Annotated in this window: 23 protein-coding genes and 1 pseudogene; 6 read left to right on the top strand and 18 right to left on the bottom strand. The window is 46.7% G+C overall.

Annotation, left to right across the window (positions count from 1 at the left end; genetic code table 11):
- Positions 1 to 50: 50 nt before the first annotated feature.
- Positions 51 to 866 carry a zinc ribbon domain-containing protein gene (locus T504_RS0100675; RefSeq protein ID WP_033169117.1) on the bottom strand — a complete coding sequence of 272 codons (816 nt, stop codon included), beginning with the start codon at positions 864 to 866 and terminating at the stop codon, positions 51 to 53.
- A gap of 216 nt (positions 867 to 1,082) precedes the next feature.
- Here T504_RS0100675 and T504_RS0100670 point away from each other — a divergent pair, with 216 nt between their 5' ends.
- Positions 1,083 to 1,649, top strand: a complete 567-nt coding sequence (locus tag T504_RS0100670; protein ID WP_033169116.1) for a zinc-ribbon domain-containing protein — start codon at positions 1,083 to 1,085, stop codon at positions 1,647 to 1,649.
- A 111-nt stretch (positions 1,650 to 1,760) separates the two neighbouring features.
- Here the strand turns inward: T504_RS0100670 and T504_RS13550 are convergent, their stop codons facing one another.
- Both T504_RS13550 and T504_RS14705 read right to left on the bottom strand, forming a co-directional pair.
- Complete coding sequence (locus T504_RS13550) at positions 1,761 to 4,478, bottom strand: type I restriction endonuclease subunit R, EcoR124 family (RefSeq protein ID WP_197018650.1); 2,718 nt, start codon at positions 4,476 to 4,478, stop codon at positions 1,761 to 1,763.
- Positions 4,459 to 4,794 (bottom strand): hypothetical protein, encoded by a 336-nt coding sequence (locus T504_RS14705; RefSeq protein WP_197018649.1) that lies wholly within the window; start codon positions 4,792 to 4,794, stop codon positions 4,459 to 4,461. Before T504_RS14705 ends, T504_RS13550 begins: the two co-directional genes overlap by 20 nt.
- A gap of 102 nt (positions 4,795 to 4,896) precedes the next feature.
- Here T504_RS14705 and T504_RS0100660 point away from each other — a divergent pair, with 102 nt between their 5' ends.
- On the top strand, positions 4,897 to 5,289 hold the full coding sequence (locus T504_RS0100660) for a hypothetical protein (RefSeq protein WP_033169115.1): 393 nt from the start codon (positions 4,897 to 4,899) through the stop codon (positions 5,287 to 5,289).
- 188 nt (positions 5,290 to 5,477) lie between these two features.
- On the opposite strand, the gene T504_RS13545 is transcribed toward T504_RS0100660, so the two are convergent.
- From T504_RS13545 to T504_RS0100585, 15 genes and pseudogenes are all read right to left on the bottom strand, one after another.
- Entirely contained in the window at positions 5,478 to 5,891 is a 414-nt protein-coding gene (locus T504_RS13545; RefSeq protein WP_197018648.1) for a nucleoside 2-deoxyribosyltransferase, read from the bottom strand.
- A 112-nt stretch (positions 5,892 to 6,003) separates the two neighbouring features.
- Positions 6,004 to 6,420, bottom strand: coding sequence for a hypothetical protein (locus T504_RS0100650; RefSeq protein WP_156033429.1), 417 nt, complete (start codon positions 6,418 to 6,420; stop codon positions 6,004 to 6,006).
- A gap of 164 nt (positions 6,421 to 6,584) precedes the next feature.
- Positions 6,585 to 6,983 (bottom strand): (deoxy)nucleoside triphosphate pyrophosphohydrolase, encoded by a 399-nt coding sequence (locus T504_RS0100645; RefSeq protein WP_033169114.1) that lies wholly within the window; start codon positions 6,981 to 6,983, stop codon positions 6,585 to 6,587.
- 105 nt (positions 6,984 to 7,088) lie between these two features.
- Positions 7,089 to 7,601: an AAA family ATPase gene (locus T504_RS0100640; protein ID WP_033169113.1), complete on the bottom strand. Its 513-nt coding sequence runs from the start codon at positions 7,599 to 7,601 to the stop codon at positions 7,089 to 7,091.
- Positions 7,602 to 7,724: 123 nt separating this feature from the next.
- A pseudogene (locus T504_RS13540) lies at positions 7,725 to 8,331 on the bottom strand (hypothetical protein).
- Between the two features lie 35 nt (positions 8,332 to 8,366).
- On the bottom strand, positions 8,367 to 8,906 hold the full coding sequence (locus T504_RS0100630; RefSeq protein WP_033169112.1) for an SLATT domain-containing protein: 540 nt from the start codon (positions 8,904 to 8,906) through the stop codon (positions 8,367 to 8,369).
- 4 nt (positions 8,907 to 8,910) lie between these two features.
- Positions 8,911 to 9,741 carry an SMODS domain-containing nucleotidyltransferase gene (locus T504_RS0100625; RefSeq protein ID WP_033169275.1) on the bottom strand — a complete coding sequence of 277 codons (831 nt, stop codon included), beginning with the start codon at positions 9,739 to 9,741 and terminating at the stop codon, positions 8,911 to 8,913.
- A gap of 87 nt (positions 9,742 to 9,828) precedes the next feature.
- The gene (locus tag T504_RS0100620) at positions 9,829 to 10,689 is read right to left on the bottom strand and encodes a nucleotidyl transferase AbiEii/AbiGii toxin family protein (RefSeq protein WP_033169111.1); all 861 of its coding nucleotides are present in this window, start codon (positions 10,687 to 10,689) and stop codon (positions 9,829 to 9,831) included.
- Positions 10,689 to 11,270 carry a type IV toxin-antitoxin system AbiEi family antitoxin domain-containing protein gene (locus tag T504_RS0100615; protein ID WP_033169110.1) on the bottom strand — a complete coding sequence of 194 codons (582 nt, stop codon included), beginning with the start codon at positions 11,268 to 11,270 and terminating at the stop codon, positions 10,689 to 10,691. Before T504_RS0100615 ends, T504_RS0100620 begins: the two co-directional genes overlap by 1 nt.
- Before the next feature lie 219 nt (positions 11,271 to 11,489).
- Positions 11,490 to 12,293 carry a type I restriction-modification system subunit M N-terminal domain-containing protein gene (locus T504_RS0100610; protein ID WP_231473834.1) on the bottom strand — a complete coding sequence of 268 codons (804 nt, stop codon included), beginning with the start codon at positions 12,291 to 12,293 and terminating at the stop codon, positions 11,490 to 11,492.
- Positions 12,294 to 12,410: 117 nt separating this feature from the next.
- Positions 12,411 to 13,553 carry a UvrD-helicase domain-containing protein gene (locus T504_RS0100605; RefSeq protein WP_033169109.1) on the bottom strand — a complete coding sequence of 381 codons (1,143 nt, stop codon included), beginning with the start codon at positions 13,551 to 13,553 and terminating at the stop codon, positions 12,411 to 12,413.
- Entirely contained in the window at positions 13,531 to 15,171 is a 1,641-nt protein-coding gene (locus T504_RS0100600) for an ATP-dependent nuclease (protein ID WP_156033427.1), read from the bottom strand. Before T504_RS0100600 ends, T504_RS0100605 begins: the two co-directional genes overlap by 23 nt.
- A gap of 45 nt (positions 15,172 to 15,216) precedes the next feature.
- Positions 15,217 to 16,635 (bottom strand): AlbA family DNA-binding domain-containing protein, encoded by a 1,419-nt coding sequence (locus tag T504_RS0100595; protein ID WP_033169107.1) that lies wholly within the window; start codon positions 16,633 to 16,635, stop codon positions 15,217 to 15,219.
- A gap of 183 nt (positions 16,636 to 16,818) precedes the next feature.
- Entirely contained in the window at positions 16,819 to 17,967 is a 1,149-nt protein-coding gene (locus T504_RS0100590; RefSeq protein ID WP_231473833.1) for a glycerate kinase family protein, read from the bottom strand.
- An 87-nt stretch (positions 17,968 to 18,054) separates the two neighbouring features.
- On the bottom strand, positions 18,055 to 18,339 hold the full coding sequence (locus T504_RS0100585; protein WP_051635105.1) for a LysM peptidoglycan-binding domain-containing protein: 285 nt from the start codon (positions 18,337 to 18,339) through the stop codon (positions 18,055 to 18,057).
- A 412-nt stretch (positions 18,340 to 18,751) separates the two neighbouring features.
- Here T504_RS0100585 and cooS point away from each other — a divergent pair, with 412 nt between their 5' ends.
- The 4 genes from cooS to T504_RS0100565 are packed head-to-tail and all read left to right on the top strand — an operon-like array spanning position 18,752 to position 23,346.
- On the top strand, positions 18,752 to 20,806 hold the full coding sequence (cooS, locus tag T504_RS0100580) for an anaerobic carbon-monoxide dehydrogenase catalytic subunit (RefSeq protein WP_081823319.1): 2,055 nt from the start codon (positions 18,752 to 18,754) through the stop codon (positions 20,804 to 20,806).
- Positions 20,807 to 20,831: 25 nt separating this feature from the next.
- Positions 20,832 to 21,782: an ABC transporter substrate-binding protein gene (locus tag T504_RS0100575; protein WP_033169105.1), complete on the top strand. Its 951-nt coding sequence runs from the start codon at positions 20,832 to 20,834 to the stop codon at positions 21,780 to 21,782.
- 29 nt (positions 21,783 to 21,811) lie between these two features.
- On the top strand, positions 21,812 to 22,576 hold the full coding sequence (locus T504_RS0100570; protein WP_033169104.1) for an ABC transporter permease: 765 nt from the start codon (positions 21,812 to 21,814) through the stop codon (positions 22,574 to 22,576).
- Complete coding sequence (locus tag T504_RS0100565) at positions 22,573 to 23,346, top strand: ABC transporter ATP-binding protein (RefSeq protein WP_033169103.1); 774 nt, start codon at positions 22,573 to 22,575, stop codon at positions 23,344 to 23,346. Before T504_RS0100570 ends, T504_RS0100565 begins: the two co-directional genes overlap by 4 nt.
- The last annotated feature ends 24 nt before the right edge of the window (positions 23,347 to 23,370 follow it).

Below are 23,370 nucleotides of genomic sequence, written 5' to 3'. Positions count from 1 at the left end.
TTACTTTTACCGCCGAATATCACTTATCCCGCAATGACCGGATTTATTCATCACTCGAGAACAAGCGTCGGGCGATAGTCGTAGTCAAACATCAGATAACTAGAATCCGCATAATTGATGCAGCTGATTACGACCTGATATTTGCCAGCCTGTGGCAGATCCGTCAAAGGAATAACGTCACTAGCGCTCGTAGCTGCGCCCGGTGCCAGGACACGGTTCAGTTCCACAGCCTGAACCGTATCTCCCGTTACAGGGCTTTTCATAAACTCACCATTCGGGCCAACAGCTCTGACCAGCAGATCGAGGCTCTTCACCTGCTTGCCAGTATCATTTTGGTACAAGAAGCACAATTGCGGACGGCCAGATGCATCAAAAGAAATCTGTGCATCGGCTATCGTCAGCAATTGCTGACCGGTTTCTTTTAGACTTACTTTTAAATTTTTCTCCTTAATTGCTAACGTTCCTGCCGCCGGCTTCTGGGTCTGCTGGGGCTGTGCCTGTGACGGCTGGTTTTTATCCTGCTTCGTGCTGCTCCCGCCCGGTGCTGCCGGCTCGCTTACCTCCGTAGACGGCTTATCCTTTGCATCTGAGCCCGAGACGGCAAAGAAAACGCCCCCAACTGCCACTACCGCCGCCAACGTCAAGCCTACAATCTTCAGCGTCGAAGCTCGCTGCGGCTGTTGCTGTGGATAATAGCCCCCCTGTCTGTTCATCTGCGAAGCCGTATGCCCCATCGGCGGCTCCGGCGGCTGGATAACCGTCTGCGATTTCGCGGGCCCTGCGGATTCCTGTGTCAACCGTGCACCACAAATTTTGCAGAATGTCGCATTATCCGGCAGCTGCGTGTTACAATTTTTACAAAACATAATCGTATCCTCCATCCATTTTTCATAAGAATTTTTCCGCTAGACACCATAGCACGTAAAAAATATAATTTCATTAAAATTTGCACGATTTAATGGATATCTAATCGAAGATTAACGCTTAGCAAATAATCCCTGCGTAGTATGTATAAGAAACAATTGTATAAACTATCTATATTTGATAGCTTAGCAAATTATTATTTAAAGTGAGGAATTTTTATGTTTTGCATGAAATGTGGTAATCCATTGGAAAATGATTCAAAGTTCTGTTCAAGCTGCGGCACGCCTGTAAACAGTCCAGGACCAGCAGCAAATCCAAATACGACTGACCAAAAGGCACCAGAATTTGCCACTGCTGCAGTTCCCCCTATGAACATGAACTACGCCGCCAGCGGCGCAGCGTCCGGTCCGGCAAACATGATTTTCCCCCCTACGCCTGAGGATTTAGCACTTCTGCAAAAAGGCTGGAACCTCTGCCGGCTGGCCTTGTTTCTCCCCTTCCTCTACGGCATCGTGCAGAATCCCCTGCATCTGCCACCTATGCCGCCCTACATCTCGCTCTTCTCTTCCTCCCTGCTTTGCATTGATAAAAACTACTTGGAACGCGCAGGATTTCCGCTATCCAAATGGTATTATCTTGCAATATTCCTCTGCCCGCCAATTTATTTATATCGTCGGGAAAAATTGACCGGTCATCGTCATTTCTTCTCATATTTCTTTGGCGCCGCCTATCTTTTCGGAGTCCTGGTCTTCCTCCTCATCATTATCCTGGGCCGCTTCCATTGAATCTTTAACCGCAAGCGTTTAGCGGCAAAGGGGACGTCCAAGTGCAACGCGAAAAAAACTGCAAATAAAAAAATGAGGATAATCGCATCAGCGATTATCCTCATTTTGCATTCACTTTTCCCGCAATGGCCGGATTTTCTCTATGAGCTCGATTACAGCCTCTTTGGCGTTGCGGTTGTATTTTAGTTTGCTGACACCCTCATGCTTTTGCTTATAGGCATCATAGTCGGTGACGAGCGAAACCTTATCGCCTTTCCTGAAAGTATCCAAGATAGCCAGTACGTCTTTTTTCCGGGCACACCATTCTTCCGTGAAATCGTTGATTTGGTTGGCGACGATTTCCTCAATGCGCGTCTCGATCACCGTCCGCGCATCAAGCCCCTTGTACTTTATCGGGTCTTGCTTCATATCCTCCCAGAATCCGCCAATGACATCAGCCAATGCCGGATTTGTCTCACGAAGTTTAGTAATATGGTTGTCGATGGCTTCATCCTCAATAGGCGCAGCGATGAGGACATCCTCCTCGGGCATGTAGCTCTGAATCAGTGAAAGGATATAGCGATAGTCGATGGTCACGCTGGTGATGTTCTCGAGCTCATAACCGATATCGATGGCAATCGGCTCGTCTTCATCTTCTTTTGACTTGCGCAGTTCTTCGATAACATTGCGGTATTTGCCGCTATAATCGTTAAGCATTTCTTTATGGACGCCATACTCCGAAAGGTCATGATCTTCCCACTCCTGATAGACCTGCAGCTCCCCGCTGAGGCGGTCGACCTTCTGGAAGGCCTTGGCAAATTTCTGCATGGCACTGCGGTCTGTCAGCGCATCGACATTTTCAGGCGTCGGCGCCAGACTCTTAAGTTCGTTAAGCGCCTTCCGAAACTCCTTTTCCAGCTCCGCAAAAGCTGGCGCACTGACTTCATTGGTACCGCCATGGCTGTAAAGCAATAGCGCGCCATCCACCGCCTCTTTGTACTCCGCCGAGCGCTGGAAGATGACAATCATACCATAGCGCTTGCTCTTATCATAGATGCGATTGGTACGGCTGAAGGCCTGAATGATATTCTGCGGTGCCATGGGCGGACGGTCGACAAACAAAATGGCACAGGGCGGCGCATCAAAACCAGTGAGCAGGCGGTCTACCACGATGACGAGGTCAAGCTGCTCCTTTCGCTGTTTATAACGGCCTTTCTTACGCGCCAGACGGTCATTGAGATTCGTATTATAGGCCGCCAGGCTGTCCAGCCCGAACTTCGTCCCAAACATTGCATTATAATCGTTAAGGGATGCCTTCATCGCCTGCTGATTAGCGATAGAATCTTCCTCGTTCTCCGTGACGGTGTAGGTAATGGCAATCTTCGGGAAATCGACGCATTTCTCGCGCACCGAAGCCGCAATCTTCCCCTCCGCAATATACTGCTGGAACAAAGTATAATACTTCTGCGCAATCGCGATGGATGGCACGGTGAGGATGGCTTCATAGGCTTCGCCCTGCGGTGCCTGCAAACGGAATTTGCCCGCCGTCTTGTTGAGGATGTATTCGACCACACCACGCCGATGCGCATCGTTATCGTAGGCGTCTTCCCCTTCCTTTTTATAGAAAGCCTGCAAGACACTGCGCTCACGCACCACAGCATCCTGCCCTGCCAGCGCCGTGTAGCTGCCCGCCCCCAACTGCTCACCGATTGTCAGGATGGTATCCTCCGACAGGGAGTCCTTATAGTCGATTTGAAAGCCCAGCACCGCCTTGTTCTGCAAGGCTTCCTTAATGGTATAGTTATGCAGGCAGGGCCCATAGAGGGCCTCTGTGGTGCGCGCCAAATCGCCCTTGCGCTGGCGCTTGTTCTCGTCGAAGATTGGCGTTCCCGTAAAACCATACCAAAGCGAATGGCAAAAGAACTTCTGCAGCTCCCGCTGGGTCTCCGGCGTGACCGTGCGATGGCATTCGTCGACAACAAAGGCGATGCACAATCCATGGAAGCGCTTCGCCGTCGGCGAATCCCTCTTGACCTCCGCATTGTACCGCTTCATGATGATCTGCAACTTCTGGATAGTCGTGACAATCACCAGCCGGTCTTTGTTCTTGAGCTTCTGCAAAAGCTCGTGCACGTTATCGGTATCGTCTACATCAATGCTGTCATTTTCGGCATAGGCCTTGAACGCGAGCGACGTCTGCTGGTCAAGGTCTTTGCGGTCAATGAGGAAAATCGTCTTGTCGATGCCCGGGATAAGCGAGAGATTCTTGGCTACTGTATAGGAAGTCAGCGTCTTGCCCGAACCGGTCGTATGCCAGACAAAGCCCGACTCCTGTCTGGCCGACGCCCGCTTGACCGCCTCAATGGCATGGACCTGATAGGGCCGCAGCAGGATGAGCTTATGGCGCTCGGCATCAATGACACTGTAATGACCAATCATCTCATGAGCCGCAGGAATCCGCAGGACTTCCCGCGCAAACTCCAGATAATTCTCCACCGGCTCATTCTGCTGATTGACCCAAGCCGTCAGGAACTTCTCATTGAGATTCGAGCCCGTATCGGCCGCGATATAGCGCGTATTACTGCCATTGGACACCACAAACATCTGCACCATGCCAAAGAGCCCGCGGAACTTGCCCTCGAGACTGTACTTCTTGATTTGACGGAACGCATCCATAAACGGATGCTCCTGATTCTTGAGCTCAATATGAATCATCGGCAGGCCATTAATGAGCAGCGTCACATCAAAACGGCGCTCACGATCATCCGCATCCTGCTTATCGGAAACAAACTGGTTGATGACCTCATAGGACGAACGGCCGCCCGCAATCTCACGGTTGCTGACTGCCATAAGATGAATCGTCCCCTTGCTGGCATCCTCGCGCGCTAGCGGGATAACCGCCTCGCCATTCTCCCCCCGCCAGCCTCAGTGCCGCCTTATAAGGGCTCTTGGCCACATCGAGCATATACTCCCGAATCTGATGGAACTCGGTATCGGTAATAGGCTCCCCATCAAGGGCGGCTTGATTGTTCTGATTGAGCTTATCGCGGAAATTCGCCCAAAGCGACGCTTCATCCCGAATATCCTTGCGATACGTCCACTGCGACACATCCTGCGTCAACTGCCGTATCAAATCCCTTTCCATCACAGCCTCGCTCTGCGCCATGTTCATGCACCTCGATTATCACCTCATCATTGATGAGGATTTATTTTATTGCTATAATTTGTATATAGCAAAGGGGGCTTCATTTTCTTCGGTGATCATTCCTTGTTGTCCACCACCTCCAAAGTGGAGCACCTTATTACTGCAGCCGGGGATGTTCATCACATCTTCCCCAAGGAGTATCTGAAACAAAACGGTTATAACGACAAATCACTTTATAACCAAGTGGCGAACTATACATATCTCGATACCACGGTCAACATTGCCGTGGGCAAAAAGGCCCCAAGCGATTATTTCAATCAAGCACTGTCACAATGTGGTACTGACAAGCTCACCTGCGGTACAATTGCAGAGGAATCCGTTTTGGGGGAAAATCTGGATGCCAACTATATCCCCCATAGAATTACCACAATGACCTCATCTGATTACCCTGAATTTTTGAAGGAACGCCGTGTGTTGATGGCCAAGAAGATACGTGATTATTATGAGAAACTGTGAGTTACCATAAACAGGCTCAGACATACCTGCTCGTCCCCAGCATACCCCATTAATACAAAAAGGCCTCGAAGTCGCTCATTTATAAGGCTTCGAGGCCTTTCTATGCATTGCTCCTCTCCGGAAAACTTCATATTTCATTTGTCTATTCACTTATATCCGTCTGCACCGGCACTTCCAATCCGCTCTGCTTATATACTTTTAACACACGTAAGCGCCTCATCAAATCCTCTCGCCCATGCCAATATCTCATTTTCATCAGCATATCTGTGGATGTGGAACCGTTCATTCCCCGATAGTATAGCCGAGAGCTGCATCTCCTGGGTACGATAGAAAATATGTACTTCCTTGCCATGGGATTCAGCGTAAGCGAGCTCATAGCCTACTCCCAAAGAAACCTGGGTACATTCTGCCATTACTACATCACATTCCCGCAACCAGGCTGTGTCCTGTTCATAGATGGCCTTATCCCCCTTGTCCTCAACGGTAGACAGACTCAGGTCGCCCACATGCTCAGTAAGCACCTGGTGTCTCTCCTTTAAGACCGCTATAACCTTGCGGTAGAGCTCTGCGTCCTGCCGCCCCCCCACGGATGGAGCCTGCAAAATACACCTTCATATTATGAGCCTCATTTCTTCTTCAAATCCAGCAGCACCTCATCGACAGATTAACACAGCAAACACTCCACATTGTAATAACAATGTCACTTTGGCATAATCAGTGACGCCTTGATGCAAACCTACCACCAGCCTGCACCATAACCCGCTCTATAATTTCTTTGACGGAAGTGCGGCGTTGATGCTTTAGTGACTGTTCCATCAAAAATAGCACGTGTTCATTAGACACATGGCACATGTACTGCTGTTTTCCCATACCCTTGCGATTGAAGGCACTATTCTGTGTCCAATGCTCTGCCAGCCACGACTTACACGTACGCATATCGAGTGGCACATCGAAGTCAACGTAGTCTACATCCACGCGATAGCCATCATTATCCCAATCCACATCCGTCTTAGCATCTTTCAGCGCCCGCGGCTGCTGTGATTCATAACAATCAGAAGTGGCTATTCCTACCGCCTGAATAGCTGTGCTAGCATGATGGATGATGAAATCACCCTTACGTATCTCCGTCATGATTTTATATCCTTGATTCTCACAACCTCTTTTATCACGTTGTGGCGACCATACATAGCCACCGTCATGTTCATGCTGGTACGTCTGATTTTGATATACATAAAATATGGACATTTAGTTATCACCTCTAAAAATATATCGCTGACTATAACGCCAGTAATTCGTCATGATTGATAATCCAATCTCTTCGCAACTTTCTCCACTAGCTCCACATCTGCTGGCAACCACTGTATAGTTTGGATACTCTTCTTATCTAACCACATAACAGCATCATGCTCTAGGAGCTTAAATTTTCCTTCTTTTACCTTTGCCCAGAAGCAGTGCATCTTGAGATGAAAGTTTGGGTAATCGTACTCAACGGTTCCAATCTTTTCACCGACTTCAATCATCGTTTCCATTTCTTCTTGAATTTCGCGCACAATCGCTTCCTCAAGCGATTCTCCAGACTCAACTTTCCCCCCTGGAAATTCCCAACCGCCCTTAAATTCACCATAGCCCCGCTGTGCAGCCAATACCTTGCCATCTTTATATATTGCAGCGGCAACGACTTCTATACTTTTCATCAACTCGTATCTCCATCGCCTAAAACTTAAACTTCTAATAAAGGAGCTTATTTCAACACCACATCACGGATGGAGCCAGCAAAATATACCTTCATTGCCCGCACCTCACTTCATCTTCAAGTCCAGCAGTACCTTGTCTGTCTCCCAAGGAGATATGACCGTATAGCTAATCCCAGCCCCCTCCAGAACTGCCTTGATTTCCTCATCCTTCACCTTTGCCCGTTCCAGATTGGTCTCCTTGCGCCCATCGATGCTGATAAACTCGTCATTGCGCCGCAGAAGGTACTCCACGTTGTCAAACTTGGCGTGTTCATGCATCACCAGCTGGTCAAAAAGCTCATCCGGCGTGTTGTTGTAGATGATGTTCAGCGGCAGAGGCGAGTCGCAGACCGCATACTTTACGCCGTACCGTTCCAGCGTTTTCAGCCGATGTACCTGCTCGGCAAAAAGATACAGTTGGTCTTGCACAATGTCCGTAGCGTTCTGATACCAGAGCCACTTAGCGTATTCGCCCACCAGTTCCGTCTTATGCCCCTTGCGCTTCAGCTTCGAAAATATGTCAGCGGCGATGGTACTCTTGCCAATGCCAGCGCCGCCATAAAAATTCAGTACCTTCAATGTAAATCTCCCGTTCGTTCCTATAATTTTCAATATCCATTATACACCAGAGAGGGGCTGTTCTCTAGCAAAACCGAACAAAAAGACTGCCCAGCCATCTGCCGAGCAGCCTCATAGTCGCTTTTATTTTCTGCCGCCACGCCGCTTTACATCCTCATCAATCTTACGCATCCAACAAGGTGCCAGTGGCTCAGAGAAGTTACGCACATGGTGGATAGCTTCCTCTAGTACTTCATAGTTGAGAGCCGTCCCTTCCCCATCACACTGATAGGTAACCGCCCTGTCAGCATGGATGCCGATGTTACCTGCAGCTGCTATGGCATCCATATTGGCCCCCAGGAACAGAAACTCCCAGCCGTACTTCTCCTTCTGCCGCTCCACCATCTTCTTAACCTTCTTGTAGGTATACCGACGACTGGCATTCTCCATGCCGTCTGTGGTGATGATGAACAGAGTCTTCTCCGGTCTGTCCTCGTCACGAGCATACTTGTGAATGTTGCCGATATAGTGAATAGCACCACCTACAGCATCCAGCAGAGCCGTGCAGCCACGGACAAAGTAGGTATCCTCCGTCAGCTTTGCCCCCCTTGTCCATTGGCACCCTGTCGTGAATGACATCGCAGGTATCATCAAACAGCACCGTGGAAACAATAACCTCTCCCGGCTCCTTCCTTTGCTTCTTGATGAGTGAGTTGAAGCCGCCGATGGTATCAGCCTCCAAGCCGCTCATGGAGCCACTCCTATCCAGAATGAACACGATTTCTGTTAAGACTTGTTCCTTTTGATGTTCAAAACCACTTCTGCTTCCCCGTCATTGAATTCATATTTTCCAATATCGGCTTGTGCTCTTTTGAAACTCTTTTCATCTGTACCCGGGTATTTTTTGTTTATCTCACTTACAATCTGTATAAGTTTATCTCTTCTGTTTCTTGCTTCAAGAATATCAATATCATCGAAATCAACAATCAGTGATTTATATCTTTCCCTCACTTCCCATAACGCATTTGCGGCATCTATATGTTGCTTAATGTTATCTGGCAAATTAAAATTCAACATATAAAGATTAATTCCAAGCGCAATTGCCGAGGTTAATCCCCCCACCCAACTTAGCTGAGGAATACCAGAGACAAGTGAAGTCAAGAAACCGCCTGCAGCTACGGCTGTAAGAACTATCTGTGCTATCTTGATATACCAATAATATTCCTTTAGTCGATTCACAATGTTCCAATGTGCTATAAATGTATACTGGACATTGCCTGCAGCTTCAATAATCTGATCCTTTAGTTTTTCACTCTTATTTTCCATAATCCTATACCATTTTATTTAGCACTTTTCCAAGTACATCCCAATCATCGCCAGACACCTCCATGCCGCTACCAGGAGCACTTAGCTTTGGGGTTATTAACGATGCATATGGATAATAGCTATTATAGCAATCCAGAAGGACTTCTTCAAAGCACATGTCATTACTACGTCCCTGTCCTTCGCCATCTCTTAACCAATGCCAATCGCCAATTGCCCTATAAACAAAACTATCAATCAGAATTCCTGATAAATGGTATGACTTGAAACTCTCTGCCCTAATATATCTAATATGTTTGCAAGTATCTTTAAGCAGCCCGTTTGAATAATCATAATTATCCTTTTCATCCATGGCATCCTGCTCTGCTTTAGGGTTTGTTGTCATCCAGTTTCCACCCATATGGGTATCAGGATATTTATATGTTCCATCCCATTTTCCAAACCAATCAATCTTTCGAAAAGTCGGCAGAATCTCAAACTTCATACCATCGGAGAATTTCACGATAACAACCTGTCCATCTCCCTTAACATCTGTAGTTGGATATGTTTCAAGTATTGAATCTTTCACAGCCTGCAACAATCTTGACTGCCCATTACCAGTCAATGATGTAAAATGATCATATTCATTATTCGGAAGTTCCATAAGCACATCAAGATCACTAGTGCTTACTGCTGTCCCACGACCATAAGAGCCCACATATCGACTATGAGCGATTTCTGAATTAGTATTCCAAAATTCAATATTAATCGCTTTAGTTATTCTCTTGTACCGTGTAGATATCAAACATCTCGTATCCTTATCTATTGGGTGATTGTTCCTTTTCACATGAGAACTCATCTGATTTTTCCCTTTCGTACATCTTATTCTAACAGGCCTCATACATTTGCCCGCTTTCTTCGACAAAAATATTTGCGGAATTTGATTCTAAAGTTTTTGTATTTCCGTCCCTTTTATGATCTCCAACAACTGTGTCAAACTGAGCATAATATCATCATAGGAGATATTTGCAGCGTAGTTGTATTTCTTCTTGTAAGATTTCCACAGGGACATCAGGTTATTGTCCTGCTGTATCTTCGTGATTACCTTGGGAGCATCCTGGAGGAGATTTTGGGTAGCGCGTTTTGCACAGGTGGCTGTGAATGCAAATTTGAGCGTGGCAGCGTCTATTTTGTCACGGTAAATCCTGGAGAGTTCGTAGAGGTCGTAGAAGTCTCTCATCCGTGTGTTCAGCTGTCCACGGGCAAGAACGGTTTGGATTTTTTCGGATAACAGCGTTTCCAGATTATACGACCATAACAGGATGGAACGGTCTTCCAGAAGCAGCTTATACTGATGATGTATTTCGCGTGGGGTGATTACATCACCGGTGGAAATGTCAATTTTCATGGGGACAAGCATATTGCCGAGAAAGGCATTCAGTGTGACACGGATGCCGGGATAGTCCATTCCGTCCATTATTCGGCTTAGATGTTTTACTTGGAATTTTACATCGTCCTGCAAGTCAATGGTGCAGATTTCATCTACAATACGACGGATGTCTTCATCGGATAGGTTAAGATTCTTTATGGTGGTGTCAATGTCCATGGTAGAACGCAAGGCCACGCCAATTAGGGAGGTGACGAGTATGCCGCCTTTGATTATGAAGTTGTCCCGGTAATTTGAGGCAGATATTCTTTCCAGGAAGCGTTCCATCATATACAGGCGCATGAGAGTGCGGGCATCTGCGTGATGCTGGTTGGCAAGATTCTTTAGTCGTCCCTTTAACTGGGCTGGGGTGAGTTTCATTACAAAAGCACCTCCATGTATTGGCGTATCAGTTTTTCCACGCGGAAGAGAGGGGCATAGGACATCAGTCTGTTTAAGTCCCTGTCGGTACGGCGGGTGTAGTTTTTTATGGCAGTCTGGAAGTCCTGGATTTCAAAACTGCTCCGATTGCGTACAAGGTCGCAGATAGTTCTCTCCAGGTCGTAGATGGGAATCATGTGTCCGAAGGAGTTTTTATATTCTGTCCGGCCAATGTTAAGTAATTCCTTTTTTACTGTGAATACCTTTATTCCAGATGCTTTTAGTTTTTGGGTATTATAGCCGGAATAGATAGTTATGGTCTGTTCCATAGGTTCACGGTCGATGAGCTCGTAGTAGAAAAGTGCCTCGTCATGGGAAAAAACGGCCTGTGGGCACCGCTGGTGAAGGACAAAGGCGCTGTCTTCCCAGGCTTCGGGGGAAAGATATACGCCCTGTGCAACTTTCTCAAAGTGGTTATCCGTGACAAAGCGATAAAAGTTGTCCTTTTTTATGCCGCCGCGAAGGGCTTCTTTGGTCAGCAGGAGTCCCGATTCATCAACAAAGTGTGCGATTGCTTCCATAGTATCACCAACTTTCGTGCTTATATTATATATTAAATAAGCATAAAAGTCGATAGCTTAACTATCGCTTGTCAGATAAAATGAGAAAACCACATCAATATGTATTCCTTTTTGCATACTCTGCAAATGATGCTCTTTCAAGCAACTACACCCTGCAAACGGGCTAATTCCAGTCATGCAACCCCCTCGTAGCAAAAAAGCCGCTAATCCCACCATATCTCAGCCCCTTGTTTCAATCCACGTCCCCCACAACACAGAAAAACACCTTGAAGCCCTTAATCCATAGGTTTTCAAGGTGTTTATTATTTTCTTAATTTGTATTAAATTAACTACAATTTTGTCATAGATAGAAAAATCCGGTTCCCCTTCTTTACCCTTGGTTACAATGCGGGTGATAAGCTCCGAAACCGCCTGTGGCGTGTAGAACTCCCCCGCCTTCTTGCCCGAGCCAGCAGCAAACTGGCCAATCAAAAACTCATACGCATCACCAAGCGCATCCGCGCCATACTGCGTAAAATCGATATGCGCCAGCTCCTTCATCACATCCGAAAGCATCGCATTGCGCTTTGCTAGCGTCGTCCCCAGGCTCTTAGAATCAATATCAAAGTCCTCGAACAAATCCTCATAAAGCTTCTGCCCGCGGATAGCCTCACCACCCTGCTCAATATCGCGCATAGCCTGACGCAAATGGTCGGTAGTAAAGGTCTTGTTGTTGATTTCATTATATAAAGCCGTAAAAGTATACTGCGGCTCAATCGCAAAGCTGTAATTTTCCTCCAGCTCCGCCTTCAAATCCTCCCAATCCTCACTCTGCCGCGCTTCCTCATAAAGCAGCTGCGCCTCATCCAAACTCTCCGGCTTCCGATCCTCAAGCAAATCCACCACCGCATAAAGCTGGCGGTCAGACAGATACTTATAGAAAATCATGCCGAGCAAATAGTCCTTATATTCATCCGCACTCATCGTACTGCGCATAACATTAGCCGCATTCCATAACGCTTGATTTAGTTCTTGTGATGCCATATCTCTATCATTCCTTGCCTTAATTAATCAGAATCTTGTACCATTGGTATCTATTATACTAAAGTAACTCTTTGTTTTCAAAATACACTTTTCCCCAAGGCTTTATTATTAATTATCTTATTTATCAGTAATATATTTTAGTGCCTTTATAATATTTCCCTCACAATTTATCATAATAGATTGATATCCATCTAACGTTCGTGGCAATTTTTCCATTACTATAGCTATACTATATTTTCCCCTTGTCACTGCCACATAATATTTCTCTGGACTTTTTAATGGCTGTTTTTTTACAACAAACTTTTCCATAGGATTATTAGGAAAAATCATTACTCTTTCAAATGTTTCCCCTTTACATATCCCAAAATTCACAGCAGGATAATTTCCTGTTTTTGTTTTTATATCATAACGTAATACTTTAGGCTTAAATGTGTTGTAATACACATCCACATCATCTTTCCCAATTAAGAAAACACCATCATGAACTGTTACTTCATGCATAATAGTAGTAATAGGCTCACCAATGGGAAAAACATTATTTGCAAAAGAACATATCTGACTATTGAATCTTCTGCTGACCAAATTACGCTCTATATCAACCAAACCTTGTTTCTCCAGTTCACTAAAAAACGACCATACATTTTTTCCTGTCTTTTGCTTGTTTTTCTTTGCATTATGCGTCGCATATGTTGCTTGTTTGTTATCTCCGCAACAAACGATATACACAGCAGATTCTATTAGCATACGAATAATTTCTATATCATACCCTGCCATATCCTGTATTTCATCAAAAAATATAGCTTTATAAATTTCCTCCAATCTCTGTATAACTTTCCCCTCACTATCTTTATTAAGTTTGCATACTAATCTAGATGCTTCATTTGAACGAACCATATTAGCGTTAGTAATATATTTCTCGTTTTTGTCAGCAGAAAAGTAATTTATATATCCATATACCTGCGAATAATCGTATCCTCTTATACCATTTACCACATGAGTTAAGCAATTTTGATATGGTTTTATCATATCGGATAGAATAAATGAAAACCATGATTTAACAACAACACGAGGATTTACAACTCCATCATTTTGTGCTTTTATTTCTTTTCTAATAGCTTCTACGCCACGATTTGTATATGTCGTAATAAGTACTCTATCCCCAGTTGACGCTATCGCTAATGCCTCCTTGCAAATTCCATATGTCTTGCCTGAGCCCGCAGCAGACACTTTTGCAACATTATTTGAAATAAGCGATAACATTTTCAATATATTCCGGATAACAAATGGACAATTCAGACTCAAATATTCGAAATGCCCATTCCGTTTTATTCCCTTCCATAAAATTTAATATTCCATCGTAGTCTCTGGACTCAAGAGACCCATTCTTCGATATCGCCTTTTTGAAATTTTCTGTTGGTTGTCCATCAACACAATTTGCATTTAATACGCTTGGTTCTATCGTGTAAAAATTAATATTTGATTCATAAATGAACTTCAAGTTATCTCTATCAATGTAGCCACGGTATTTCTCTTTGATATTCTCCTTAATATTGCCATCATTATCTGTGACAATCACTATCTCTTTCCCTATTAAATTTGCAATATCAGCAAAGCGCTTAAATGCCAGTGCCTCTACGGCAATTATATCAATACCATCATCAGCTGGCAAATGGCCAGTTTTATCTTTATAAGCACGCTGAATTATTAAATCATCCGTGGCTCCTTCTACCAGTATAACTTTTGAGGCTAATACAAACCTCAATGTATCATATCCAGGAAGCTTAATAAAATATTTCTTAGTTTCTTCCGGAAGAGAACTATATTGCCTAACCTTCCCCTCTTTTACAAGAATCACGTTTCCAAGGTCTAATTTATTTGCAATATAACTATTATGTGTAGATATAAACACCTGCTTTTCATTTGATTTCACAACATGATTCACAAGCTGCGCCATATTGGAGAAAGATAGATTATTTTCCGGTTCTTCCAACAATACAATATTAGCTTGATTTTCTGCATTTCTCATTGCAAGCTCAATTTTGATAATATTCTGCGTTCCAAATCCTATATTTTCAAAAGGAATACTATCAACCACCACAGCCATCTGTCTCTTCCAAGATTCAACATCATCTTCTCTTAAATCTAAAGAAATGTCATGTCCCTTGACTATATCATTACTTTTTACAGTTTCATTCAATTTCTTAACAACTTCATGCTCATGGAACTGTATTCTACTTGACTTATATGCTAAAGCAAGATTTCTAATATCTTCATCCGTGAGATTATCCGTGATGCTATTAGAGACAAAATGGTCAATAACGCCACTATATCCTTTTCTTGTAGTGTCGATAAAAACGCTCTTGAAAGGTGATGTGCGAAAGTTCACTATTTCACCACTAAAGTAATGATAAGAAACGTCATAAAGTTCTATAGGTATATCCTTAACTTCACCATTAGCCAACATATGCCTGTATACTTCAGTGTTGTCATCTGAAATACCAGCCATTACCCGTATACCAGGAGTATTTTCAGAGAATTCATTATTCGTTCCTTTATATCGTGAGTCACCATCAAAATATGCTTCCATTATTATGCGCGGGGGTTCTGGCTTTTTCCCTAATGTTACTTCAGCAATATATTTCTCCCTAATATCACAATTAAAGAGAGTTGCTTTCATTTGTCTATCCCATGCATAACCATTTAGTTTTCCAGTTGTAATAATCGAAAGCACTTCTAGAATTGTACTTTTACCAGCATCATTATCTCCAACAAAAATATTAATTTTAGGATTAAGCTCTATGACTATATCTTTCAATATCTTATAGTTTCTTACTACAATTTTATTTATTCTCATAATATCTTCACCATCAAATCTCAAATCTTCCCCAAACTCGCATACTAAGTGTATAAAAACAGCTAATATTCATACAGTGACTTTCCACCATCCACCACGAGCTGAGCCCTGTCTTTCCAATAAGCCCTTCTCACGCAACTCTTTTATATGTCTTTCTGCTGTCCGCTTGGAAACGCCTATTAATTCTGCTAATTGTGTTGCAGAAATGGTATTGTCGGCTTTTATGGCTTCAATAATCTTCACCTGTATATTACCGCCAATCACCGCCATTTTACCGTCAATCACCGCCATTTCACCGTCATCTTCGATATTATCGCCAGTATCCTGTCCCTCAACGTAATTCAAATTATACAGCGTCAGCAGAAAATCCCTATGCTCTGCCATGAATTTCGGCATCAGTTCTGCTGTCGTGTGCTCTTGGAAATCGTAATCTTCCAGTATCTTCTTGAAGCCACTGCCTCTGCGTTCCATGAGTTGCAGTCTGCTGAAGACGTCTGCGAGCACTGGATTCCTGCGCTGAGACGAGATGCTCCGCAGGTCGCGGCCGTCCAGTGAGGAACCATCCACCATTCCGCCAGGGGAATAAATCTCCAAGCGATTATCAAAAATGTCAATATGGACTTCACTGCCGACTATCAGATAGTCGCGATGAATCAAGGCATTGACCAATCCCTCCATCACAGCACGCTTAGGATAGTCCGGATATTCAATTCTATGAGTAGGTGTTTTCCGCCATGCTTTCCTGTTATGGCGCATGATAAAACTCAGCGCATCTTGATAAAGGGAAATCAGTCCACCTGAATACTCCTCATCATCGATAGCATCCATCAAACCAGATGCTTTGGATAATCCATTCCATCTGGTACAGAAGACCCGCGAATGCCTTACGGGGGATTCATCAGCCAGCAAAGCGCCGGCATTAGTCAGTTTGCCATTGTAATCAACCAAGCCAAAGGATTCAAAATCTGTCTCTTCAAAGGATTTCCCTGTTCTTTGCTTGTAGACAGAGCGCAGTTTCGTAAAGGCCATATCCTCAAACTTGAACCGCGACGGCAAGCTGTCATAGCTCTGCCCGCTTCCTCGGATTACCAGTTCACGCAGCTGCATGGGATTTGCTGGTACGCTTTCGTTTCCCAGACGCACAAAGGCCACCAACTGCCCTTCACCAGAATAATAGTATGGCGTCTCATCACCGGTCATGACTTCAACGATTATCAGTTCTTTACCATCCACCGCTTCAAGCGATAATTTGAATTTTGGGATTGGATTCATGCGGTTCTTGATTGTCTCACTGATTATTTCCGCATCAGCTCTGGCATTTTCCAGCCCCACTATCGCATCGTCATCACGAATGCCAAAAATTAGCTTGCCGCCAAAGGTATTGGCAAATGCACTGATGCTTTTCAACCAGCTTTTTGGCTTCTTCACTTCCAAAGATTGCTTTTTATCATATTCCGTTGCTTCGCCAATCAAATCTATAATATTCATAACCCTGTCCTTTATCTTACTCTTTCATTCACGACACAGGTAATCCAAGCATATAAAGAGCCGGCCACATGGGTATGGCCGACTTCAAGTCTTACGGCTGGTTTCCCAGCATTTATTATTTTATCATATTTTCACGCAATATTACACCACACAACCGTAGACACTTCATGAAGCAACTTTCTATTATTTCATCAGTCGCACGATCTGTAGCACGGTTTGTTTAAGATTTCTCCGGGTGTTTTTTTCTTCCATGGCTTCCTGGGGCGTCATTGGCATGTGCAGGATGGGGAAATAGGCATCGATGCCATGCTGATTGACCAGCTCGGCATCGGGAAGGGCACAGCCGCAGACTGCCACGGTTTTTATCGATTCATTTAGCTCGTGGGCCAAGCGGGCTACGCCGGCCGGCCCCTTCCCCATAGCGGTTTGATAATCCATGCGTCCTTCACCAGTAATCAAGAGATCCGCCTGCTCCAGCGCCGGACGAATGCCAATCGTTTCAAGACAGAGCTCCGTCCCCGGAATAAGCTCTGCCCCCAAGAAGGTCTGAAAAGCAAATCCCAAACCGCCAGCTGCTCCAGCCCCTGGTGCTGTTGCACAGGAAGTTCCCAACTCCCCTTCTGCTAAATCGGCAAAGCGATGAATCGCCTCATCCATCTCCTTGACAATTTCCGGCGTCGCACCTTTCTGCGGGCCAAATACCACCGAGCATCCGTTAGGTCCATAAAGTGGATTGGTCACATCACAGGCAATGCGGAACCGGCACTCTTTCAGGCGTGCATCGCCCCGGCTCCCATCAATTGTTGTGACTTCGGATAGATCACCGCCGCAAATGCCAGCGGATGTGCCATCTGCCTTCCTAAATTTCCAGCCCAATGCCGTCAGCATTCCTAATCCACAATCATTTGTTGCACTGCCACCAATCCCGATGATAAAATCCCGACAGCCGGTATCGATTGCCTGCAGGATCAGTTCCCCCAATCCATACGTTGTCGTATATAATGGATTACGCTTTTCCTCCGGCACCAGGGGCAATCCAGCGGCATCCGCCATTTCCATAACCGCCAGCTTCTCGGTTGCCACCAGTCCGTAGCGACTTTTTACCGGCTTTTGCAACGGCCCCTTGACCACAGTGGATACGATTTCTCCCTGCAATCCATCCACCAAAGCATCCACTGTACCTTCGCCTCCATCGGCCAAGGGAAATATCGCAACTTTTGCGGTTGGCAAAACAGTCTGCACAGCTTCTCTGACCACTTTTCCCGCTTCCCAGGATGACAAACTCCCTTTAAACGAATCAATCGCTACGACAATATGATTAAGCTTCATCATAAACTCCTTTTGAAATAACCTCGAATTATTTCCCCATACATCGAAAGGCTGTGCAACTGCACAGCCTTTTTCTTTCGCTCTATGAACTTATTTTTTTATCCAGTAATTGATGCGAAGTTCATCGCCAACTTTGATGTCACGATGCAAGAGCCAATCGTTAAGCTCTTTGATGCCAGCCGTAAACTCGCGAATCTCACGCGGGCCATAATTATTCTTGGCCATATATTCCTTGGCTACACTGTCAAGCGTATCTCCCTGGGATACTGTGTATACCGTCTCTACTAATTCGTAATTTTTTGCAGCTGCCTCACAATCCATGCCGGTAAAACCGACGAACACGACAGCCATCAACATGACCAACGCCTTCTTCATTTTAGGTTCCTCCTGTAAAACGAATGAATAAATTAGTGCAAATGAACTGGATTTCTTTGTGAACATCCTTGATTTGTGACTTGATTATATTCCTTTTTTACCCCCTTGGCAATAGTTTTTTCATAAAAAATCCAGATTTTTTACATGTTTTTTCCAGATATGCTTTAACCCGCATAAACACAAGGCTTATCGCACTTTTTTATCATAGTATTAGTCATTATGTTCCCCTTAAAATTTGCTTAAAAAGTAATTCCGATATTTTTTATATGTTTTTAGTTGACAGATTTACAAGTTTACAGTAATATAATAACCATCTCTCATATACATACTTGTTTTATATGTTTAGTTTTTATTGACAGTCAAATTTCAAATGTCAAAAGTCAAATGTCAGATGTCAAAAGGAGCGGTCACTATGTCAACGAACCATCACCACCAACACCCACACAATCATCCGCATACTTACGATACCGTTCATGAACATGCCGACTGGCATACGCATGATCATGATGCCCAGCATCCCCATGAGCATGGCGGCGTCAAGGATTATATGAAAGCCGTCGCTGAGTACCGCAAGACCTTTGCCTCGAAACAGGATGTCTTGGAGCAGACGCCCGATCCCGCCGTGCGCGAGATGATGCTTCGCCTGGAGCAGCTCGGCCATGATACGGTGTTTGATCGCTTTGACCAACAGAAGCCGCAATGTTCGTTTGGCCTCGGCGGTGTCTGCTGCAAGATTTGCAACATGGGCCCCTGCAAGATTACTCCGAAGAGTCCGCGTGGCGTCTGCGGTGCTGATGCCGATCTCATCGTCGCCCGCAATCTCTTGCGAAGTGCCGCGGCGGGGGCCGCGCAACACGGCGTCCATGCACGGGAAATCCTTTTATCGCTAAAATTCATTGCCGAAGGAAAGTTAAACCTTCCCCTGCTCGGGGAAAAGAAAATGCGCGCAATCTGTAAGGCGTTTGGCATCGAAACGCGCGGCCAAAGTGCCCGCCGCCTCGCTGGCAAACTTGCCGATGTACTGCTTGCTGACCTGTCACGCGCCGTACCCGCTGATTATGAAACCATCAAAGCACTGGCACCTGTCGAGCGGCAGAAGGTCTGGAAGGATTTGGATATCCTGCCCATCAGCGCTTATCACGAAGTCTTTGATGCCTACCATCGCACTGGCGTCGGCACCGATGGCGATTGGCAGAGCATCATGAAACAGTTCCTGCGTTGCGGCCTGGCTTTCTGTTTTACCGGCGTCGTCGCTTCCAATATCGGCACCGACGCCATGTTTGGCACGGGCCATCGCGCCACGTCCAAGGTCAACATCGGCGCCCTCAAAAAGGGCTATGTCAATATCGCCGTTCACGGTCATCTTCCGACCCTCGTCAGCGAAATCGTGCGCATTGGCCACAGCCAGGAATTTTTGGCTCTCGCCCAAAAGAACGGCGCCAAAGGCATCCAGTTCTACGGCATCTGCTGCTCCTGCCTGTCGGCGATGTACCGCTACGAGGGGGTCATCCCCCTCTCCAATGCCGTCGGCGCCGAGCTCGTACTTGGCACCGGTGCCCTTGACCTCTGGGTTGCCGATGTGCAGGATGTCTTCCCATCCATCATGGATGTTGCCAAGTGTTTTAAGACCACCGTAGTTACGACCAGTGATTCCGCGCGGCTGCCTGGTGCCGAGCACTATGCCTATGACCACCATCATTCGAATATCAGCGACACCGAAAAAATCGCGCGCAAGATTGTCACCCGCGCCATCGAAAGCTTTGCCGCCCGCCGGGACATTCCGGTGTTTATCCCCGCTTACGAAGTCACGGCCGATGTCGGCTTTACCGCTGAAAACATCGCTGAGCAGTTCCCCGGCTATCACGCCCTGGCCCAAGCCCTCAAGGAGGGAACCATTCGCGGCATCGTAAACATGGTCGGCTGCAGCAATCCCCGTGTCGTCTATGAAAAAGCCACCGTCGATGTGGCCGAGGAATTGCTCAAAAACAATATCCTGATTTTCACCAACGGCTGCGCCTCCTTCCCACTGTTAAAACTCGGGTTCTGCAGCAAGGAAGGGGCCGCCAAGGCTGGAAAGTCCCTGCGAGATTTCTTGACCACCCACGAACTGCCACCGGTCTGGCACATGGGCGAATGCATCGACAACACGCGCGCCTCGATCGTATTCGGTGGCATTGCCGCCGCAAGCAGCCAAGCCATCAAAGATATGCCCTATGCCTTTGCCAGCCCCGAATGGTCCAACGAAAAAGGCCTTGACGCCTCACTGGCCTTCCGGCTCTTTGGCATCGACTCCTATCACTGTGTGGAACCACCAGTCCAAGGCTCCGAGAACGTCGAGCGTTTCCTCAAACACGATACGAAAGCCACCCTCGGCGCTGTCATGAATGTCAATACGGACCCGAAAGCACTGGCCGCCAAAATTGTTGCCGACATCGAAGCCCAACGTCAACGGCTCGGCTGGAGCTAAACCGGCTAACGAAAGGAGACTGCCCATGAAACGATTTCTAGCTATCCTGACTGTCCTGCTAACGCTCTTCTTAACAGCTGGCTGTGGCGAATCACCCGCTACCCCACGCGCCGAAACCAACGGCGCAAAAACCATCCGCATCGCTTACCTTCCCATCACCCATGCTCTGCCCTTGTTTGCTACCAAGGAACTGCAAACTGCAGACGGCCCGGTAAAAATCGAACTCATAAAATACGGCTCCTGGCCCGAACTTATGGATGCCTTGAACACGGGCAAAGTCGACGGCGCGTCGGTTCTTGCCGAACTTGCAGTCAAAGCCAAAGAACAAGGCATCGATGTAAAAGCCGCTGCGCTTGGACATCACGACGGCAATGCCCTAATCGTCAGCAATGACATTCAAAAACCTACCGACCTCAAAGGCAAGGTCTTTGCCATTCCCCACAAACAGTCCTCCCATAAACTGCTTCTCGACCAGCTGCTCGAAAAAAACGGTCTTAGCGAAAGCGATCTTACCATCGTGGAAATGTCCCCGCCGGAAATGCCGGCGGCCCTTGCCACCAAACAGATTGCAGGCTACTGCGTAGCCGAGCCCTTCGGCGCGAAATCCGTGATACTCGGCAATGGTCATGAACTAATCCCCGCGCAGGAGCTCTGGCCCGACAGCATCTGCTGCCTATTGGTCTTCAATGGCGAATTTTTAGCAGCGAACCGCGAGCTGACCCGTCAGTTCGTCCAACAGTACAAGCAGGCCGGCATCTATCTTACCGAACATCCCGAAGCGCAAAAAACAATAGCGCTCAAATACCTCAAGGCCAAGGATAAAATCCTTGACCTGTCGCTCGAATGGATTTCCTACGACAACCTTTCCATCCCACGCCCAGCTTATGACGAACTCATCACGCGCATGGAGACCAGTCATCTTCTGACCAAAGCGCCGAACTATGAAGACTTTGTCGATACCAGTTTGTACGAATAAATTAGATCTTTCCGAAAGGCTGTGACTTTATGAAACATGCAATTCATCTTAGCGGAGCTTTGCTCCTGGTACTCCTCAGCTGGCAGGCCATCGCCTGGCTTGGTGGCTGGAACGAAGCCCTTTTCCCCACGCCCCTTCAGACGCTTCTGGGATTCGGCGAAATCCTCGCCGATGGCGTATTGCTGAAAGACATCGGCACGAGCCTCTACCGTTTTCTGCTCGGCTACACGACTTCTGTTATCCTGGCCATGGCTTTAGGACTTATCCTCGGCTGGTATCAAAACATCTGGGCGTTTTTGAATCCCATCGCCCAAGTATTGCGGCCAATATCGCCCGTTGCCTGGCTGCCTTTTATCGTCCTCGTCTTTGGCATTGGCGATATGCCATCGCTCGTCATCATTTTCCTCGCAGCCTTTTTCCCGGTACTGCTCTCCACCGTAGCCGCCGTTGCCACCATTGAACCGGTCTATTTAAAAGTCGCGCAGAACTTTGGAATCGGCCAGCCACAACTCTTGACGAAAATCATCTTCCCAGCCATTTTCCCGCGCATCGCCACAGGCCTGCATCTGGCACTCGGCACCGCCTGGGTCTTTCTCGTTGCTGGCGAAATGGTCGGCACGCAATCCGGCCTTGGCTTTCTCATCATTGACGCCCGCAATAATCTGCGGGCAGACCTTTTGATGACGGCCATCATCACCATTGGTGTACTCGGCCTCCTGCTCGACAGCAGCATCACCTTACTCGAAAAACGCATTTACCGCCGTTGGGGCATCCCAGAAAGGAGTAACGCATGAGTTATATTGATATCCAAGAAGTCTCGCGAAATTATTCCCAAAAGGGGCAGACCTTCCACGCCCTCCAGCATGTCAATCTCCGGATTGACCGCGGCGAATTCATCTGCCTGCTCGGCCCCTCCGGCTGCGGCAAGAGCACACTGCTAAACATACTGGCCGGCTTTGATAAAGTTTCCGCAGGCAGCATCACCATTCATGGCGCCCCGGTAACAAAACCATCGATCAAACATGTCACGATTTTCCAGAACTACGGTCTGCTGCCCTGGCGTACCGTCGAAAAGAATGTGGAGCTAGGCCTTGAGAGCCTTTCCGTACCAGCCGAAAAACGCCAGGAAATCGCCAACCGCTATTTGGACCTCGTCGGGCTCAAGGATTTTGCCCAGAACCATCCAGCCGAGCTATCCGGCGGCATGCAGCAGCGCGTGGCCATCGCCCGCGCGTTAGCGGTCGATCCCGAAATCATCTTCATGGACGAACCGTTTGCCGCCCTTGATGCCTTGACGCGCATGAAACTGCAGGATGAAATCTCCGCCATCAACCGCAGGCAACACAAGACCATTATCTTCGTGACTCACGACATCGACGAAGCCGTGGTACTGGCTGACCGCATCGTCATCATGACACCAAATCCCGGCCGCATCAAGACCATCATCCCCGTGGACCTACACGGCCAGCGCGACCGCACCAGCCCAGACTTTCTGCGCATCCGCGACCACGTATTTGCCGAATTCTCCTTAAAACCAGCGGATAAAACGGAATATTATATTTAAGAAAACATCTCCCGCATAGTGTTG

The organism is Selenomonas sp. ND2010, from assembly GCF_000702005.1.
GTDB lineage: Bacteria > Bacillota > Negativicutes > Selenomonadales > Selenomonadaceae > Selenomonas_A.
This window is presented reverse-complemented; position numbering and strand designations above follow the sequence as displayed.

Bases quoted from the DNA above. Each gene is read 5' to 3' on its own strand.
- T504_RS0100610 (WP_231473834.1), bottom strand. From the start codon at position 12,293: ATGGCATCACAAGAACTAAATCAAGCGTTATGGAATGCGGCTAATGTT.
- T504_RS13550 (WP_197018650.1), bottom strand. From the start codon at position 4,478: ATGGCAGTCAGCAACCGTGAGATTGCGGGCGGCCGTTCGTCCTATGAG.
- T504_RS14705 (WP_197018649.1), bottom strand. From the start codon at position 4,794: ATGGCGCAGAGCGAGGCTGTGATGGAAAGGGATTTGATACGGCAGTTG.
- T504_RS0100605 (WP_033169109.1), bottom strand. From the start codon at position 13,553: ATGTTATCGCTTATTTCAAATAATGTTGCAAAAGTGTCTGCTGCGGGC.
- cooS (WP_081823319.1), top strand. From the start codon at position 18,752: ATGTCAACGAACCATCACCACCAACACCCACACAATCATCCGCATACT.
- T504_RS0100575 (WP_033169105.1), top strand. From the start codon at position 20,832: ATGAAACGATTTCTAGCTATCCTGACTGTCCTGCTAACGCTCTTCTTA.
- T504_RS0100570 (WP_033169104.1), top strand. From the start codon at position 21,812: ATGAAACATGCAATTCATCTTAGCGGAGCTTTGCTCCTGGTACTCCTC.
- T504_RS0100590 (WP_231473833.1), bottom strand. From the start codon at position 17,967: ATGATGAAGCTTAATCATATTGTCGTAGCGATTGATTCGTTTAAAGGG.
- T504_RS0100645 (WP_033169114.1), bottom strand. From the start codon at position 6,983: ATGAAAAGTATAGAAGTCGTTGCCGCTGCAATATATAAAGATGGCAAG.
- T504_RS0100615 (WP_033169110.1), bottom strand. From the start codon at position 11,270: ATGGAAGCAATCGCACACTTTGTTGATGAATCGGGACTCCTGCTGACC.
- T504_RS0100650 (WP_156033429.1), bottom strand. From the start codon at position 6,420: ATGACGGAGATACGTAAGGGTGATTTCATCATCCATCATGCTAGCACA.
- T504_RS0100565 (WP_033169103.1), top strand. From the start codon at position 22,573: ATGAGTTATATTGATATCCAAGAAGTCTCGCGAAATTATTCCCAAAAG.
- T504_RS0100620 (WP_033169111.1), bottom strand. From the start codon at position 10,689: ATGAAACTCACCCCAGCCCAGTTAAAGGGACGACTAAAGAATCTTGCC.
- T504_RS0100670 (WP_033169116.1), top strand. From the start codon at position 1,083: ATGTTTTGCATGAAATGTGGTAATCCATTGGAAAATGATTCAAAGTTC.
- T504_RS0100595 (WP_033169107.1), bottom strand. From the start codon at position 16,635: ATGAATATTATAGATTTGATTGGCGAAGCAACGGAATATGATAAAAAG.
- T504_RS0100630 (WP_033169112.1), bottom strand. From the start codon at position 8,906: ATGGAAAATAAGAGTGAAAAACTAAAGGATCAGATTATTGAAGCTGCA.
- T504_RS0100625 (WP_033169275.1), bottom strand. From the start codon at position 9,741: ATGAGTTCTCATGTGAAAAGGAACAATCACCCAATAGATAAGGATACG.
- T504_RS0100585 (WP_051635105.1), bottom strand. From the start codon at position 18,339: ATGAAGAAGGCGTTGGTCATGTTGATGGCTGTCGTGTTCGTCGGTTTT.
- T504_RS0100675 (WP_033169117.1), bottom strand. From the start codon at position 866: ATGTTTTGTAAAAATTGTAACACGCAGCTGCCGGATAATGCGACATTC.